This is a genomic window from Aeromonas sp. ASNIH5 (genome assembly GCF_002902865.1).
Taxonomy (GTDB): domain Bacteria; phylum Pseudomonadota; class Gammaproteobacteria; order Enterobacterales; family Aeromonadaceae; genus Aeromonas; species Aeromonas caviae.
On record NZ_CP026122.1, the window covers coordinates 3,901,326 to 3,916,972 of the forward strand.

At 64.5% G+C, this 15,647-nt stretch carries 14 protein-coding genes; 8 read left to right on the forward strand and 6 right to left on the reverse strand.

Features of this window, described 5'->3' with window-relative positions:
- The first annotated feature begins 137 nt into the window (after positions 1-137).
- The 4 genes from malQ to msrB all read left to right on the forward strand — a co-directional run bounded on the left by malQ (position 138) and on the right by msrB (position 7,168).
- Positions 138-2,327 (forward strand): 4-alpha-glucanotransferase, encoded by a 2,190-nt coding sequence (gene malQ, locus C2U30_RS18435; protein WP_103244246.1) that lies wholly within the window; start codon positions 138-140, stop codon positions 2,325-2,327.
- An 82-nt stretch (positions 2,328-2,409) separates the two neighbouring features.
- Positions 2,410-4,587, forward strand: coding sequence for a 1,4-alpha-glucan branching protein GlgB (gene glgB, locus C2U30_RS18440; protein ID WP_103244247.1), 2,178 nt, complete (start codon positions 2,410-2,412; stop codon positions 4,585-4,587).
- Positions 4,587-6,725 carry a glycogen debranching protein GlgX gene (gene glgX / locus C2U30_RS18445; protein ID WP_103244248.1) on the forward strand — a complete coding sequence of 713 codons (2,139 nt, stop codon included), beginning with the start codon at positions 4,587-4,589 and terminating at the stop codon, positions 6,723-6,725. The genes glgB and glgX overlap by 1 nt, the downstream gene beginning before the upstream one ends.
- A gap of 56 nt (positions 6,726-6,781) precedes the next feature.
- Complete coding sequence (msrB, locus tag C2U30_RS18450; protein WP_041211021.1) at positions 6,782-7,168, forward strand: peptide-methionine (R)-S-oxide reductase MsrB; 387 nt, start codon at positions 6,782-6,784, stop codon at positions 7,166-7,168.
- A gap of 70 nt (positions 7,169-7,238) precedes the next feature.
- Here the strand turns inward: msrB and C2U30_RS18455 are convergent, their stop codons facing one another.
- From C2U30_RS18455 to C2U30_RS18470, 4 genes are all read right to left on the reverse strand, one after another.
- Entirely contained in the window at positions 7,239-8,108 is an 870-nt protein-coding gene (locus tag C2U30_RS18455) for an AraC family transcriptional regulator (protein ID WP_103244249.1), read from the reverse strand.
- A gap of 137 nt (positions 8,109-8,245) precedes the next feature.
- Positions 8,246-9,388 carry a chromate efflux transporter gene (gene chrA / locus C2U30_RS18460; protein ID WP_103244250.1) on the reverse strand — a complete coding sequence of 381 codons (1,143 nt, stop codon included), beginning with the start codon at positions 9,386-9,388 and terminating at the stop codon, positions 8,246-8,248.
- A gap of 172 nt (positions 9,389-9,560) precedes the next feature.
- Positions 9,561-10,001 (reverse strand): nucleotide triphosphate diphosphatase NUDT15, encoded by a 441-nt coding sequence (locus C2U30_RS18465; RefSeq protein ID WP_103244251.1) that lies wholly within the window; start codon positions 9,999-10,001, stop codon positions 9,561-9,563.
- Positions 10,002-10,218: 217 nt separating this feature from the next.
- A complete protein-coding gene (locus tag C2U30_RS18470; protein ID WP_103244252.1) occupies positions 10,219-11,184 on the reverse strand; it encodes an NADP-dependent oxidoreductase in 966 nt (321 codons plus the stop codon).
- Positions 11,185-11,359: 175 nt separating this feature from the next.
- On the opposite strand from C2U30_RS18470, the gene C2U30_RS18475 reads away from it, so the two are divergent.
- From C2U30_RS18475 to C2U30_RS18485, 3 genes are all read left to right on the forward strand, one after another.
- Entirely contained in the window at positions 11,360-11,785 is a 426-nt protein-coding gene (locus tag C2U30_RS18475) for a MarR family winged helix-turn-helix transcriptional regulator (RefSeq protein WP_029313694.1), read from the forward strand.
- 35 nt (positions 11,786-11,820) lie between these two features.
- Positions 11,821-12,051: a hypothetical protein gene (locus C2U30_RS18480; RefSeq protein ID WP_029313696.1), complete on the forward strand. Its 231-nt coding sequence runs from the start codon at positions 11,821-11,823 to the stop codon at positions 12,049-12,051.
- Positions 12,052-12,199: 148 nt separating this feature from the next.
- On the forward strand, positions 12,200-12,517 hold the full coding sequence (locus tag C2U30_RS18485) for a hypothetical protein (protein ID WP_041211026.1): 318 nt from the start codon (positions 12,200-12,202) through the stop codon (positions 12,515-12,517).
- 135 nt (positions 12,518-12,652) lie between these two features.
- Here the strand turns inward: C2U30_RS18485 and C2U30_RS18490 are convergent, their stop codons facing one another.
- Both C2U30_RS18490 and C2U30_RS18495 read right to left on the reverse strand, forming a co-directional pair.
- The gene (locus C2U30_RS18490) at positions 12,653-13,129 is read right to left on the reverse strand and encodes an Lrp/AsnC family transcriptional regulator (RefSeq protein WP_010672894.1); all 477 of its coding nucleotides are present in this window, start codon (positions 13,127-13,129) and stop codon (positions 12,653-12,655) included.
- 309 nt (positions 13,130-13,438) lie between these two features.
- On the reverse strand, positions 13,439-14,062 hold the full coding sequence (locus C2U30_RS18495) for a helix-turn-helix transcriptional regulator (protein ID WP_103244253.1): 624 nt from the start codon (positions 14,060-14,062) through the stop codon (positions 13,439-13,441).
- 148 nt (positions 14,063-14,210) lie between these two features.
- Here C2U30_RS18495 and C2U30_RS18500 point away from each other — a divergent pair, with 148 nt between their 5' ends.
- Positions 14,211-15,449: an MFS transporter gene (locus tag C2U30_RS18500; RefSeq protein WP_042864400.1), complete on the forward strand. Its 1,239-nt coding sequence runs from the start codon at positions 14,211-14,213 to the stop codon at positions 15,447-15,449.
- Positions 15,450-15,647 lie beyond the last annotated feature (198 nt).

A 15,647-nucleotide genomic window follows, 5' to 3' on the forward strand; every position in this document is an offset into this window, starting at 1 on the left:
CGGTCACACATCCAGCCGGGGAGATATGTAAAAATGTGCGCGGTTTAGCATGGCCAAAGAGCCACTGTTCAAGTACCAACCATAAAAATTAATCACAAAATAGCGTAGACAGAATCCACAGCGGGAATTCTCAAACTATGACCACCCTGATTGAACAGCTGGCTGCCGCCAAAGGCATTGCCAGTGAGTATGTTGATGCCTGGGGCCAGCCGGCCTTGGTATCGGAAGAGAGCAAGGCCGCCATGCTGGGCGCCATGGGCTACCGCGTCGACGACGAGGCCGCCCTGTCCGAACAGCTTGAGCAGGAGCACCGCCAGCACTGGCTGCGCGCGCTGGATCCCGTGATGGTGGTACGCAGCGGCGACGCCGTTACTCTTGAGGTTCGCCTCCCCATCGAATTCGTCAACGATGCCCTCACCTGGCAGCTCCAGCAGGAGCAGGGTGCAGTGCTGTCCGGTCAACTCACCCCCATCGAGGGTGAGCTGGTCGGGGTGGCCGAGTTCGAAGAGATGGAGTGCCAGGCCTATCGCGTCACCCTGGATGTGCAGCCTGCGCTGGGTTATCACCAGCTCATCCTGCTGGAAGAGGGCAATGACGAGCCGCTGGCCACCATGCGTCTCATCGTCGCCCCCAAGTCCTGCTACAAGCAGGCGCCTATCGCCAATGGTCGCAAGGTGTGGGGCCCGAGCGTCCAGCTCTACTGCCTGCGCAGCCGCCACAACTGGGGCATCGGCGATTTCAGCGATCTCGGCCAGCTGGTTGAGAATGCCGCCGCCTGGGGAGCCCACTTCGTCGGTCTCAACCCCATCCACGCCCTCTATCCGGCGAACCCGGAGAGTGCCAGCCCCTACAGCCCCTCTTCCCGTCGCTGGCTCAACGTCGCCTATATCGATGTGGAAGCGGTGCCCGAATTCCTGGGCAACGATCGCCTGAAAGCGGAGGTGGCGAGCCCGGCCTTCCAGCAGCACCTCACCTCCCTGCGGGTCAAGGACAACGTGGACTACACCGGCGTCATCCAGACCAAGATCGGCATGCTGCGCCAGGTGTTCGACCAGGCCAGCTTCAGTGCCGAGCGTCAGGCTGCGTTCGATGCCTTCGTGGCCGCCGGTGGCGACAGCCTGCAACAGCAGGCAGCGTTTGACGCCCTGCAGGCCCATTTCTATGCCAAAGGCGAGAATGCCTGGGGCTGGCCGGTCTGGCCCGAGGCGCTGCGCGATTACCACAACCCCGAAGTGGCGGCCTGGATGGCCGAGCACCAGCAGGATGTGGCCTTCTATCTCTATCTGCAGTTCCTGGCTGACGAGCAGCTGGCCCGGGCCGATGCCCGCGCCAAGGCCGCCGGCATGGTGATGGGGATCTACCGGGATCTGGCGGTCGGCGTCTCCGAAGGTTCCACCGAGATCTGGGCAAACCGGGATCTCTACTGCCCGAAAGCCTCGGTCGGTGCGCCGCCCGACATTCTCGGCCCCCTCGGCCAGAACTGGGGCCTGCCCCCCATGAACCCGAACCAGCTGTTCGAGGCCGCCTACCAGCCCATGGTGGATCTGTTCCGCGCCAACATGCGCTCCTGCGGCGCCCTGCGCATCGACCACGTGATGGCCTTGCTGCGCCTGTGGTGGGTGCCGCCCGGAGAGTCGGCCGCCAAGGGGGCCTACATCTATTATCCGGTGAACGATCTGCTGGGGATCCTGGCCCTCGAGTCTCATCGCAACCAGTGCCTGCTGATCGGCGAGGATCTGGGGACCGTGCCGGAGGGGATCGACGTGACCCTGAAAGAGAACGGCGTCCACTCCTACAAGGTGTTCTTCTTCGAGCGCTCCAAGGACGATGGTGGCTTCATCTCCCCGGCGCACTACGCCGAGCAGGCGATGTCCGCCCTGACCACCCACGACATGCCGACCCTCAAAGGCTTCTGGCACTGCGACGATCTGGCGCTGGGACGCGAACTGGGCCTGTACCCGGATGAAGAGGTACTCAAGACCCTGTATGCTGATCGCCACCAGGCCAAGCAGCGGATCCTTGACAGCCTGCATGCTCATGGGGTCATCTCTGGCAATATCAGTCACGACGTGAACTGGGTCGGCATGAATACCGAGCTCAACCACGGTCTGCAACTGCACATGTCCCGCGGCAGCTGTGCCCTGTTCAGCACCCAGCTCGAAGACTGGCTGGAGATGGACAAGCCGGTCAATGTGCCGGGTACCAGCTACGAGTACCCCAACTGGCGTCGCAAGCTCTCCCGGGATCTGGAGGATATCTTCGCCGACGAGGCGCTCAAGAATCTGGCGGGCAAGATGAGCCGGGCCCGTGACGAGGCCAGCCGTTGAGCCTTGAACGCCAACATGTGACTCACTTTCATCCGCTTCGGCTTCGGCCGAAGCGGATGTTCAGCCATCAAAGGAAATGTCGATGCCCGTTGAACGTTTGGTTGCCGCCCGCTGTGCCGATCCCTTCTCCCATCTAGGCCTGCTGGCCAATCCGGATGGGCCAGGCCTGAAACTCACCGCCTGGTTGCCCGATGCACTCGAGGTCCGGGTCAGGGATCTCAAGTCAGGCAAGATAGTTGTCACCCTGACCGCCGCTGACGAAGCGGGCCTCTTTGAAACTGTTTTCACCCGCCGCAAGAATCCCTTCCCCTACCAGCTCATCGCGACCTACGCCGACGCCAGTGCCGACATCATCGATCCCTATCAGTTCCAGGCTGCCGCCTGGGAGGGGCTGGCGGAACTCACCTGGCAACCGGAAAACCTCTACCACACCCTCGGCGCCCAGTTGCGCACCGTGACGCACCTCGGCCAGCAGGTGGAAGGGGTACGCTTTGCCGTCTACGCGCCGAGCGCCACGGCGGTGAGCCTCATCGGGGATTTCAACTTCTGGGATGGCCGCCGTCACCCCATGCAGCGCAGCCAGTGCGGCCACTGGGTGCTGTTCGTGCCGGGGCTCAAGGCCGGGGATCGCTACAAGTTCGAACTGAAAGACCCGGCGGGCAATCGCCTGCCCCACAAGAGCGACCCGGTGGGCTTCTACTGCGAGCAGTACCCCTCGTTCGCCTCCGTGGTCTATGACCACGGCCAGTACCAGTGGCAGGACGCCGCCTGGCGCGAGAGTCAGCTCAATGACAAGCGCGAACAGCCCCTTTCCATCTACGAGCTGCACGTGGGTTCCTGGAAGCGCCACTCCAACGGCGACAGCCTGAGCTGGCGCGAGCTGGCGGTGGAACTGGTGGATTACATCAAGGAGATGGAGTACACCCACATCGAGCTGCTGCCAGTCTCCGAGCACCCCTTCAGCGGCTCCTGGGGCTACCAGCCGGTGGGCATGTTCTCCCCCACCAGCCGCTACGGCACGGCCGACGATTTCAAATACTTCGTGGATCAGTGCCACCAGGCGGGGATCGGCGTGATTCTGGATTGGGTGCCCGCCCACTTCCCGTCCGATGCCCACGGCCTGGCCCGCTTCGACGGCACGCCGCTCTACGAGTACGAAGATCCGCGCCGTGGCTGGCACCCGGACTGGAACTCCTACATCTATGACTTCGGTCGCGATACCGTGCGCCAGTTCCTGGTGGCCAGCGCCCTGTTCTGGCTCGACAAGTTCCACATCGACGGCCTGCGGGTGGATGCGGTCGCCTCCATGCTCTATCTGGATTACTCCCGCAACGCCGGTGAGTGGGTGCCCAACGTCGATGGCGGCAACCACAACTACGAGGCGATCAGCCTCTTGAAGTGGACCAACGAGGAGGTGTACGGCAAGTACCCCCACGCCATGACCATCGCCGAGGAGTCCACCGCCTTTGCCGGGGTCTCCCGTCCCACCTTCCTTGGCGGCCTGGGGTTTGGCTTCAAGTGGAATATGGGCTGGATGCACGACACCCTCAGCTACATGCAAAAAGAGCCCATTCACCGTCGTTACCACCACAACGACATGACCTTCTCCATGGTGTACCACTATGACGAGAACTTCATTCTGTCCCTCTCCCACGACGAGGTGGTCCACGGCAAGCACTCCCTGCTCTACAAGATGCCGGGGGACGAGTGGCAGCAGGCCGCCAACCTGCGCGCCTACATGGGCTTCATGTATGCCCACCCCGGCAAGAAGCTCAACTTCATGGGCACCGAGATCGCCCAGAGCAACGAGTGGAATCATGATGCCCAGCTGCCCTGGCACCTGTTGCAGTACCCCAGGCACGGCGGCCAGCAGCGGCTGATCCGGGATCTCAACCACCTCTATCGTCATGAACCTGCCTTGTATCAGGCGGATTATGAACAGGCAGGTTTCCGCTGGCTTGATCACAACGATGCCGACAACAGCATCTTCGCCTGGCTGCGGGCCGACAAGCTGGGGGCCCATCCGCTGGTGGTGGCCTGCAACTTCACCCCGGTGCCGCGCATCGGTTACCGTCTCGGGGTGCCGGCTGCTGGTCGCTATCGAGTGGTGCTCAACACCGACAGCGAGCATTACTGGGGCAGCAACTATGATGTGGGTCTGGTCTTCGTCGCCGAGGCGACCCCCTGGCAGGGGATGGCACACAGCCTGGTGCTGGACTTGCCGCCGCTCGCGACCTTGTTCATCAAACAGGAGTCCTGATGTTTGAAATGGAAAACGGGGTAGATCACCCGCTTGGCGCCCGTCTGGACGAGACGGGCTGCCACTTCTGTGTCTGGGCTCCCCAATCGGACAAGGTGGAGCTCTGCCTGTTCGACGACGAGGAGCAGGAGCTGGCGCGTCTCCCCTTGCCCGGTCGGCGCGGCCAGTACTGGTTCGGCCACGTGCGCGGGGTCAAGGCCGGTCAGCGCTATGGCTACCGGGTGCATGGCTCTCCCCAGGAGGGGTTGCTGTTCGACCCGGACAAGCTGCTGATAGACCCCTACGCCCGGGCGCTCAGCCGTGCCACCCACTGGGACGATGCCCTCTACGAGGGGGACAGCGCGGCCATGGTGGGCAAGTCGGTGGTGGTGGACGATGCCTTCGACTGGCAGGGGGTCGGCAAGCCCGGCATCCCGCCGGAGCGGGTCGTGCTCTACGAGACCCACGTCAAGGGGTTCACCCGCCAGCACCCCGGCATCCCCAAGGCGTTGCAGGGCACCTATCTGGGCATCAGCCACCCGCTGATGATCGAGCATCTGCAGGGGCTGGGGGTGACCTCGGTCCAGCTGATGCCGGTGGCGGCCTTCATGTCCGAGCCCAGGCTCGAGCAGCTGGGGCTCACCAACTACTGGGGCTACAACCCCATCGCCTTCTTCGCGCCCGAACCGCGCTACGGGGCGAAGGATGCGGTGACCGAGTTCAAGACCATGGTGCGCGAGCTGCACCGGGCGGGGCTCGAGGTGATCCTGGACGTGGTCTACAACCACACCGCGGAGTCGGGCTTCGACGGCCCCATGCTCTCCCTCAAGGGGTTTGACAACGCGGGCTACTACGCCTTCGAGTCGGGGGCCCACGGTCCGGATTACCATCGCCACGCCAACGTCACCGGCTGCGGCAACAGCGTCAATCTGGATCACCCCAATACCCTGCGACTGGTGCTCGATGCCCTGCGCTACTGGGTCACCGAGATGCAGGTGGACGGTTTCCGCTTCGATCTGGCGGTCACCCTGGCGCGGGAAGCGGGGGAGTTCGATCCCATGAGCGCCTTCTTCAAGGCCATGATGGCGGATCCCGTGCTGGCGCGGGTCAGGCTCATCGCCGAACCCTGGGACATCGGCCCCTTCGGCTATCGTCTCGGCCAGTTTCCGAGCCAATGGCTGGAGATCAACGATCGTTACCGCGACACGGTGCGCGCCTTCTGGCGCGGGGATGCGGGCAAGATGGGGGATTTTGCCACCCGTCTGGTGGGCTCGCGGGATCTCTTCCCGAAGAACTGGCGCTCCCCCCACACCAGCGTCAACTACCTCTGCTATCACGACGGCTTCACCCTCGAGGACCTGGTCTCCTACAACCAGCGCCACAACCAGGCCAACGGCGAGGACAACCGGGACGGTCACGGCAACAACCTCTCCAGCAACCACGGGGTGGAGGGGCCGACCCTGGACCCGCGCATCAACAACCTGCGCCAGCAGCAGAAGCGCAACCTCATCGCCACCCTGCTGCTGTCACAGGGGACGCCCCACTTCCTGGCCGGGGACGAGATGGGCCGCAGCCAGCTCGGCAACAACAACGCCTACTGTCAGGACAACCAGATAAGCTGGGTGAACTGGCAACTGCGCCCGGAGGACGAGCGGCTGCTCGCCTTCACCCGCCAGATGATGGCGCTGCGGGCGGAGTCCGGGGTCTTCTCCAACCTGCAACTGAGCGACGACGGCTGGAACGGCAAGGCGACCAGCTGCCACCAGGTGAACTGGTATCACCCGGACGGCCATCAGCTCACCGATCAGGACTGGCACGCCCCCATGGGGCAGGCGTTTGCCATGGACATCGGCATGATCGGCTGCACCGGGGAGCGCTGGTACGTGCTGTTCAACGCCAGCGACTATGACATCCAGTTCCGCCTGCCGCCGCCGGGGGAGGGCATGGAGTGGATCCAGACCATCGACACCGCCACCAATGACGGCCTGCCCTTCCTGCCGGACGACATCAAGCGGCTGGTGGCGGTGGGGCGTGCCCACTCCCTCAAGCTGCTGGAGCGGGTCGCCCTGCCGGCGGCGGTGCTGGCGAGCGAAGGGGTGGTGGCAGCGGATGTTGTCGCCGTGTTGCCAACGGGATCACAGTTCCCGCTGGCGGGGTAGAGCCAGGCACCCTGACTGGGTATGCTGGGCACCGTTATCAGTGGTGAGGAGCCGGAATGAGCAGTAACAACCCTGAACAGTGGCGCGACAAGCTGAGTGCAGAGCAGTTCCACGTCTGCTGGGAGAAAGGGACCGAGCGTCCCTACAGCGGTGCCCTGCTGCACAACCGCAAGAGCGGCGATTACCACTGCGTCTGCTGCAAGCAGGTGCTGTTCCACTCAGCAGCCAAGTTCGACGCGGGCTGCGGCTGGCCCTCGTTCGACCGGGCCATCGAGGGGACGGTGACCTACACCGAGGACAACAGCCACGGCATGAAACGGGTGGAGATCACCTGCAGTCAGTGCGGCTCCCACCTCGGCCACGTCTTCCCCGACGGGCCGACCGAGACCGGCCAGCGCTACTGCGTCAACAGCCTGAGCCTGGATTTCGAGCCCGACGCCTGATCCCCGACATGACCAGCGGCGCCTCCCTTCGGAGGCGCCGCTTTTTTATCTCCCCCTGTCAGGTGCCGGGCTATGCCAGCGGCAGGTAGATGTCGGTGACCAGCTCATGGGTGGGCACCTCGTGTACAAAGTTGTGGTAGTGGAAGAAGAGCGGAAAATCCCGCAGCTCTTCGCCGCTGGCGGGCAGCCAGTCGCGGTAGAGCGCCCGGGCACAGTCGGCCAGGAGGTCGTGGGAGCCGTGGTGGCGTACCACGGCGCAGCGCCCGGCCGGGATGAGGGCATTCTTCACCCCCCACTCATTGTCCTCGGCGACGGGGGCCTCGACGCTGCCACAGAGGGTAAAGCGAAACGCCGCACCCTCCGTCGTGGCGGGGTCGTCCGGCGCCAGGCCATAGGTCCGGCTGGTGGCGACCGGGGAGCCGCCCGTGGCCTTGCGCCACTGGATGAAGCGCGCCGCGGTGTCGTTGATGCGCTCGGGCAGGCCCTGATGGGTCAGGGCGGCGACGGCGGTCTGCGGGAACTGGATGATGTCGACTCGCATGGGATCAATCCTCTTGGTGGGGGGCCGTGGCAGGCAGCGATGCCAGCTGGCCCAGTCCGGGTGCTGCCTGAACTGGCTGGGCGTCAGGCCGAACGTCTGCTTGAAGGCGCGACTGAAAGATTCGCCATGCTGGAAGCCGGCATCGAGGGCGATATCAGTCACCTTGTCCAGAGGCGCGAATGCCAACCGGTAAGAGGCCCGCTTCAGCCGCAGCAGCTGGATGTAACGCCCCAGCGGCACGCCGCAGTAAGCGGCAAATTGCCGATGAAAGTGAAAGGGCGAAAAGTGCGCCACGGCGCTGAGCCGCTCCAGCGACAGGTCGTCGTCGAGATGGCGCTCGATGTGCTCTGTCACCGTTTGAAAGCGTCGGCGGTAGGACTCTGTCTGGTTGTGATCCATGGTCTCTCCTCTGTGCCGCCCACTATCGGCCAACGGGCCCGAGCTGTCCTGACGGATCTTGCTCTCTTTGGTTCCCCTCGGGGATAAGAGCCATGACCGCCAGCCCGGCGGGCGCTGCCTGACTTGTCGCGGGTTCGTCAGGCCAGCAGCAGGGCTGCCCCCGTCAGCAGGGCTGCGAGGGGCAGAACGGGGAGCCGTGGCACCCGCAGCAGGTAGAAGCCGACGGCGGCCAGCGCCAGATCGGTGGGGGAGAGCACGGCGCTCTGCCACACCGGCTGATAGAGGGCCGCCAGCAGCAGCCCCACCACGGCGGCGTTGATGCCGGCCACGGCCCCCGCCAGACGGGGGCGGGCCAGCCAGTGCTGCCAGCAGGGGCCCAGCGCCCAGAGCAGCAAGAAACCCGGCAGGAAGAGCGCCAGGGTCGCCAGCAGCGCCCCGATGAGGGGAGTGGCGGGCAGCAGCACGGCGCCCAGGTAGGTGGCCAGGGTGAACATGGGGCCGGGTACCAGCTGGGCCAGGCCGTAGCCGGTCAGGAACTGCTGCTCGCTCAGGTGGTGACCCAGGCTCTCCTGCAACAGGGGCAGCACCACGTGACCACCGCCAAACACCAGGCTGCCTGCCCGGTAAAAGTCGGCCAGCAACTGGCTGACGGGGCCGCTCGCCACCAGGGGCAGGCCGACGAACAGCAGGGCGAACAGCAGCAGGGTCGGCCAGTGAGGCTGGCGAGCCGGAGTGGACGCGAGGTCCTGACTCCCCGGGTGCGGCTTGCGCAAGGCACAGAGCAGGGCCGCGCCGAGCAGCATGGCGACCTGGGTCAGAAGACCGGGGGCGCACCAGAGGGCGGCGGCGGTGGCCACCATGACCCCCTGTTGCAGCGCCGTCTTGCAGAACTGGCGGCTCATGGTGAGCACGGCATCCGCCACCACGACGAGCGCCAGCAGCTTGAGGCCGTGCAGGGCGGCGTCCAGCCAGAGGTTGCCCGCAAGCTGACCCAGACCGACGGCGGCCGCCAGCAACAGCAGGAAGGAGGGGAGGGTAAAGCCGACGAAGGCGGCCAGGGCGCCGCCGATGCCGGCGCGGTAGCGGCCGATGGCAAAGCCGAGCTGGCTGGAGGCCGGACCCGGCAGCAGTTGGCACAGGGCCAGCAACTGGGCGAACTCCCCCTGGTTCAGCCAGCCCAGCCGCTGGACAAAGGTGCGCTGAAAATAGCCGATATGGGCGGCCGGCCCGCCAACACTGATGCATCCCAGCCACAAGAACTGCATGAATACCTGTCCCATCTTCCCTTCCTCGTCATCATCCTGGCCCGGATAATATGACAAAAAAGTGACAGTTTGGTGACGGTACTCCCTCCCGCGCTGCCTGCCATCAACAGGGGCTGGCGGGGGGCTGGTCGCCTCCGCCAGCTGACGAGAGGTGCCGGGATGACGCGCGGCAGCCTGCCGGTGAGGGTCAGGGGGCAGGTTGTGGCTGGGGCAGGTAGCATTGTCCCGCCAGCCAGCAGGCGATGGACTGGCGACTGGCATCGAAGTGAGGCTCGGGCAGATTGTGCGGGTCGCACCAGATCCAGCCCTCGCATTTTTCCGGCTCCAGCAGTTGCGGCTCCCCGTCCACCTCTGCCAGCAGGGTGACCGAGATGTAGTGCAGGCCGCTCTCGCGCCAGGTCTCCAGGTTGTTGGTGACGGCGATGACGCGAGGCTGGCGGATGACGAAGCCGGTCTCCTCCGCCACCTCCCGGATGGCTGCCGACTCGAAGGTCTCCCCCAATTCCAGATGACCGCCTGCGATGGACCAGTAGGGGGCATGGCTGCCCTTGCGCTTGCCAAGCAGTACCTGGCCCTGGCCATTGGTGAGAATGACGCCGACACCGACGCGGGGATAGGGGGTAGACATAGGGGAGGCTCCTTGCTGAGATGGCGGGGTGCGCCAGGGAAAACGGGCCCACCTTAGGGGGGATGGGCCCGTTGCGCAAGCCGCCTGTTCAAGGGGGATCGGATGCCGATTTTCCATCGCTTAAATGGATGGGTCTGGCGACATTCTATCTGTTAAATAGATGGTAAAGGCCCCCGGTTCAGGGCAGTCTGACCAGCATTTTGCCGGTATTGCGGCCCTAGAACAGTCCGATAAAGGCTTGCGGCATGCTGGCCAGCCCGTCGCTGACGGTCTCCTCGGCCTGGAGGGTGCCCGCTTCGAAGGCCGGCATGGCCTCGGCCAGGAACGCCCCGTAGTGTTGCCAGTGATCGGAGACCAGCAGCCCCTGCATCAGGATGCGCTTGCGGATCACCTGGGAGAGGTTGCGCGGGCCGCTGGCCTGGCCGTTGCTGTTGTACTGCTCGATGAGGCCGCACAGCACGATGCGCCCGTGCACCACCAGGTGGTTGAGGGCGGCATCCAGCATGGCGCCCCCCACGTTCTCGAAGTAGACGTGAATGCCTTCGGGGGCGAGGCGGGCCAGCTCGGCGTCGAGATCCGGGGTCTCCCGGTAATTGATCACCGCATCGGCTCCCAGGGTCTTGAGGTAGGCGACCTTGTCGGCCGAGCCGGTGGAGCCGATGACCCTGGCTCCCGCCTGCTTGGCGAGCTGGACCGCCATGGTGCCGACCGCCCCGGAGGCCGCCGAGACCAGCAGGGTTTCACCGGCCTTCAGGTGCGCCACCTTGTGCAGGCCCGCCCAGGCGGTCATGCCCGGCATGCCGAGGGCGCCGAGGAAGCGCTGGGGCGGCAGGATGGTGTCGGGCAGGCGGGTGAGCTGGGCGGCGTTTGCCACGAAGGCATCCCGCCAGCCCAGCATGCTGCTCACCTTGTCCCCCACCTTGAAATCGGGATGGCGCGATGCCTGTACCGTGCCGATAGCGCCGCCGTCGAGGGGACCGTTGAGGGGGAAGGGGGGAACGTAGCTTTTTGCCTCGCTCATGCGGCCGCGCATGTAGGGGTCCACCGACAGCCACTGGTTGGCGACCTGCACCTCTCCCTCCTGCAGGGCGGGCAGGGGCACGTCCCGGAGGGCGAAGTCCTCCAGGGTGGGGAGACCGGTGGGGCGACGCAGCAGTTGGATTTGATGGCTGATGGCATTCATGGGCATTCTCCGGCAGTGGGGCCGCGCGTTGGGCGGCGGCCTGGTATTTTTGTTTGTGTGCAAACTAAAATCAGGGTAGTCCTGAACGCGGGGGCTGGCAACTGTTTTGTGTGCAAACTATTCAGCCCCGAAGTTGATGGGGTATACTGCCTCCTTGTCGTCAGCGAGGTCCTCCATGAGCGAATTGAAAAAGCAGGTCTGTTTTGCCCTCTACAGCGCCTCCAATGCGGTGATGCGTGCCTATCGGCCGCTGCTGGACAAGCTGGATCTCACCTATACCCAGTACCTGGTGATGCTCTCGCTCTGGGCCCGGGACGAGGTCAGCCTCAAGGAGATAGGGCAGGAGACCGGACTGGATGCGGGCACCCTGACCCCCATCGTCAAGCGGCTGGAGAGCAAGGGGTGGCTGACCCGCACCGTCTCCCACGAGGATGAGCGGCAAAAGTGCATCAGTCTGACCGAGGCGGGACGCCAGTTGCAGCAGGAGGTAAGGGAGTGCTGTCTGGCGGACAGCTTGCGCAATCAGGTGGATCTGGCCGATGCTGAGTTGGCCCAGCTCAAGCAGCTTTGCGATCGCGTGGCGGCGCAGCTGGGGCGCTGATCCCTTTTCCCGTCAGGAGTGACCCGATGAAACCCATGCAATCCCTGCTGCCTCTGTTTGCCATCCTGCTGTGCGCCTGCGCCGATACCTCCTATCCCCGTTCCGAGCTGCAGATCGACGATGCCGATGCCTGGCAGGCCATCTGCAAGGACGGGGTCCGGGTGAGGGCGGTCACCGACGAGGGGATCTGTGCGGATCACCGCGGGGTGGCCATGTGGACAAATAAACCAAGGGCTGCACGGATGGCAGAAGAAGCGGCCAAGTAGTGTGACCTGTACGACATAAAATGACATGACCGGCCATGGGGCCGGTTTTTTTCGCGATCTTGCCAGCACTTTGGCACCTTGTTCATGGTGCACTCATTTTTCTCTTCCCATACTGGCCCTCAAGGTAGCAAACCAACAGGAGAGAGAGATGCAATCATCCATCGTCGGGCTCTCCATTCTGTGGGGGCTGGCCAGCTTTGGTGTTCAGGGGGATTTCATCGAGAGCCGTGATACCGCCTCCCCCTCTTGGCAGGCCGAGTCCAGAGTGGAGATGGAAGGGTACTTGATGGAGTCGTTGGGCGCCGATCGCTGGGTGTTCGACAACGGCAGCGAGAGCCTGGAAATATCTCTGCCCAAAGGGCAGTGGGTGTCGACCGGTGAGCGGCTGCGGCTGCGCGGCGAACCCCTGCAGGAGCAGAGCGGCTGGTTGCTGCAGGTGCAGGACGTCAGCCAGGTCGAGGCATGACGAGGCGTCCACCACCTGGCGGCGCGAGGGCGCCCGGGGGCTGTGTTGACCGCGAATGCCCTTGATAACAGAGACAAGAAGAGGAGGCCCGGGCCTCCTCTTGCTTTTGGTGCTCCCCGGATGCGGGGTGGGTTGTCAGCCCAGGTGGTTGAGGGGCAGGGCGGTCTTGTGCTTGATGCGGCGCAGCACGAAGCTCGAACGCACCCCGGTCACGCCGGAGATGTGGGTCAGCTTGTCCAGCAGGAAGTGCTGGTAGTGCTCCATGTCCCGCACCACCACCTTGAGCTGGTAATCCGCATCGTTGCCGGTGATGAGGTCGCACTCCAGCACTTCGGGCAGATCCTTGACGGCGCGATCGAAGTTCTCGAACCGCTCCGGAGTGTGCCTGTCCATGGAAATGTGAATGTAGGCGGTGAGGGTCAGCCCCAGCTGGCGGGCATTGAGCAGGGTGACATGGGTATCGATGAGACCGGCATCCTCCAGCGCCTTGACCCGGCGCGAGCAGGGGGAGGGGGAGAGCCCGACCAGCTCGGCCAGCTCCAGGTTGCTGATGCGGCCATTTTCCTGCATCAGCTCCAGAATATGCCTGTCTATACGATCAAGTTTCAGCATTCTCCGTACCTCTTCGCAATTACTAATCCACTTTTCCTAGATTAAGGGTGAACTATTGCAAAAACAACTGAAAATACCTGCTACTTCACAACCACTCACCGCATCGCGGGGAGTACCATGGTTACATCTTCCGGTGGCAAGACAGGCGCCCGACCAGGCACCTGTGGTGAAGGACCTTACCGGGTCAAGAGCCCCATCAGCCGTTCGACCTTATCGGGAAACAACGGGCTGGAACGAGAGCACCCCCTCCCCGAAGGCAACAAAGCAGGCATCCCGGCGCCTGCTTTGTTGTTTTTGCGTTCCGCCCGCTCAGGGGCGGGGCGGCCGGATGCGATAGAGGCAGCGGCTGTCCCCCTCCAGCAGATACTGCTCCCGCTCCACCTCGGCCGGCGCCAGCAACCGGCGAAACAGCGCCAGCTCGCTGCGGCAAAAGCCCCGACAGGCTCTGGCCGCACTGCAGATGGGGCAGTGACTCTCCCACCACAGCCAGCTGCCGTCCTCCTCCTGCGACATGTCCGCCATATACCCCTCCTGGGTGCGCAGCGCCTTGAGCGTCATCAGCCTGTCTGCCAGCGCCGGCTGGGTCAGCCTGGATTCATAGCGTGCCTGCATCTGCTGCTCCCGCTGCGTGATGAGCTGCTCCATGCCCGCGTCGCCAAACACCTGCCGGATATCGTCGATCAGCTGCAGGGTCAGATCGCCATGGGTGTCTGGGAAGCGCTGCCAGGCCTGGTCGGTGAGGTGCCACAGGCGCACCGGGCGACCGCGGCCGCGGGCCTCGTCGCTAAACCCCACCCAGCCCTCTGACTCCAGGGCCATCAGGTGCTGGCGCGCCCCCATGGACGTCATCTGCAACTGGTCGCCGAGTTCGGCGGCGCTCTGGGGGCCGCGGGTTTTCAGCAGATAGAGGATCTTGTCGGTACTGGCGTTCATGGGGGCTCCGGTGGTGGGTATCGGTGCGGTGACCGCCTGGATGAGGTCATTATGGGTAGCAGGGAGATTTAAATCAACAATCTGCTTTACTTAATGGACGACCCCTCACAATATAAATAAACCGATAACTTTATTTAATGAGGCGAAGATGGAAGGGATCAAGGGACAGGCGACCCTCTGGGTATTGGTGATGACGGTGACGCTGGCGGTGGCGGGGTTCAGCCTGCCTTCCCCCGTCCTGGCGCCGCTGCTGCTGGATCCGGCCCAGGGCATGTTGACGCCACAGGCGTCGGACTGGAGCCGCAAGGTGTGGCTTGGCGTCATCATGGGGCTCTATCCGTTGTTTCAACTGCTGGGGGCCCCCTTGCTTGGCCGTCTCTCCGATCGCCATGGGCGCAAGCCGGTGCTGACTCTCTGTCTGGTGGGGGTGCTGGCAGGGTATGTGCTGATGGCCCTCGGCATCGCCTGGCGTTCCCTGCCGCTCTTGCTGCTGAGCCGGGTGGTGGAGGGCTTCTTCAACGGCGACATCGCCATCGTGCAGGCGATGGCGGCGGACATGAGCACGGCCAGGACCAAGGCCCGCAACTTCGCCCGCATCAACATCGGCATGAACCTGGGCTGGGTGGTGGGCCCCATGATCGGGGGCTATGCGGCCGTGGTCTCGGGGGATTACAGCCTGGCGGCCTGGCTGGCGGTGGGGATGACGGTGATCAACCTGCTGCTGGTGCTCTGGCTGCTGCCCAATCGTCCCCCGGTGCCGGCGACCCGGGATGAGGCTCCCCTCTCGACCCGCCAACTGCTGCTGCAACCTCGTCTCCTGCCCTACTTTGCCCTGACCCTGGCAAGCTACGGGGCGGTGCAGCTCTACTTCACCTACTTCAATGTCTGGCTGGTGGAGCGGCTGGCATGGGATCCGGTGCAACTGGCCCAAGCCGCCGTGCTGGTGAGCGTGCCCATGATGTTGGGTTCCTGGATCGGTGAGCAGCTGGCACGGCACTGGCGCGGCAGCTCCCTTGGCATCGTCGGCCACCTGGTGATGGCGGCGGGCATGCTGATGTTCATCCTGCCGACCCAGTGGTGGGGGCTCGCGCTCACCTTCATCCCGGCCGGTATCGGCATGAGTCTGGGGGAGCTGGCCACCTCGGTGGCGGTCTCCAACCGCAGCCATGCCAGCCAGCAGGGGCAGGCGATGGGGCTCTACCGCGGTCTGGCGGTGGGCAGCGAGATCCTGGCGGTGGTGCTGGGCAGCCTGGTGCTGCTGGCGGGGACCGAGTGGCCCTTCTACCTGGCCGGCCTCTGCGGCGTGATCTGTGCCCTCGGTTTCTACGGATTGCGCAGACGGGCGGACAGGCGAAACGCCGTGGCCGGGTGCGCCGAGGCGGGCTGACGAAGGGCGCGGGGATCACAGTTCGGCGACGGGATGGCGGGCCGGACTTGCATCGCGGCGCCGAGTCTGGGACGGTATGGCTCTTTACTCCGCTGTTCCCGCCCCCCGGCGAGCGCGTCTCCCATCATGGGCCTTGCGATGCCCAGTCCGCATTCCCGGCGGTGAGATGTGTCGTCATGGCACTGGAAACGGGAGGGA

What these genes read in the sequence shown, in the direction of transcription:
- malQ (WP_103244246.1), top strand. Translation starts at nt 138, where the DNA reads ATGACCACCCTGATTGAACAGCTGGCTGCCGCCAAAGGCATTGCCAGT.
- glgB (WP_103244247.1), top strand. Translation starts at nt 2,410, where the DNA reads ATGCCCGTTGAACGTTTGGTTGCCGCCCGCTGTGCCGATCCCTTCTCC.
- glgX (WP_103244248.1), top strand. Translation starts at nt 4,587, where the DNA reads ATGTTTGAAATGGAAAACGGGGTAGATCACCCGCTTGGCGCCCGTCTG.
- msrB (WP_041211021.1), top strand. Translation starts at nt 6,782, where the DNA reads ATGAGCAGTAACAACCCTGAACAGTGGCGCGACAAGCTGAGTGCAGAG.
- C2U30_RS18455 (WP_103244249.1), bottom strand. Translation starts at nt 8,108, where the DNA reads ATGGATCACAACCAGACAGAGTCCTACCGCCGACGCTTTCAAACGGTG.
- chrA (WP_103244250.1), bottom strand. Translation starts at nt 9,388, where the DNA reads ATGGGACAGGTATTCATGCAGTTCTTGTGGCTGGGATGCATCAGTGTT.
- C2U30_RS18465 (WP_103244251.1), bottom strand. Translation starts at nt 10,001, where the DNA reads ATGTCTACCCCCTATCCCCGCGTCGGTGTCGGCGTCATTCTCACCAAT.
- C2U30_RS18470 (WP_103244252.1), bottom strand. Translation starts at nt 11,184, where the DNA reads ATGAATGCCATCAGCCATCAAATCCAACTGCTGCGTCGCCCCACCGGT.
- C2U30_RS18475 (WP_029313694.1), top strand. Translation starts at nt 11,360, where the DNA reads ATGAGCGAATTGAAAAAGCAGGTCTGTTTTGCCCTCTACAGCGCCTCC.
- C2U30_RS18480 (WP_029313696.1), top strand. Translation starts at nt 11,821, where the DNA reads ATGCAATCCCTGCTGCCTCTGTTTGCCATCCTGCTGTGCGCCTGCGCC.
- C2U30_RS18485 (WP_041211026.1), top strand. Translation starts at nt 12,200, where the DNA reads ATGCAATCATCCATCGTCGGGCTCTCCATTCTGTGGGGGCTGGCCAGC.
- C2U30_RS18490 (WP_010672894.1), bottom strand. Translation starts at nt 13,129, where the DNA reads ATGCTGAAACTTGATCGTATAGACAGGCATATTCTGGAGCTGATGCAG.
- C2U30_RS18495 (WP_103244253.1), bottom strand. Translation starts at nt 14,062, where the DNA reads ATGAACGCCAGTACCGACAAGATCCTCTATCTGCTGAAAACCCGCGGC.
- C2U30_RS18500 (WP_042864400.1), top strand. Translation starts at nt 14,211, where the DNA reads ATGGAAGGGATCAAGGGACAGGCGACCCTCTGGGTATTGGTGATGACG.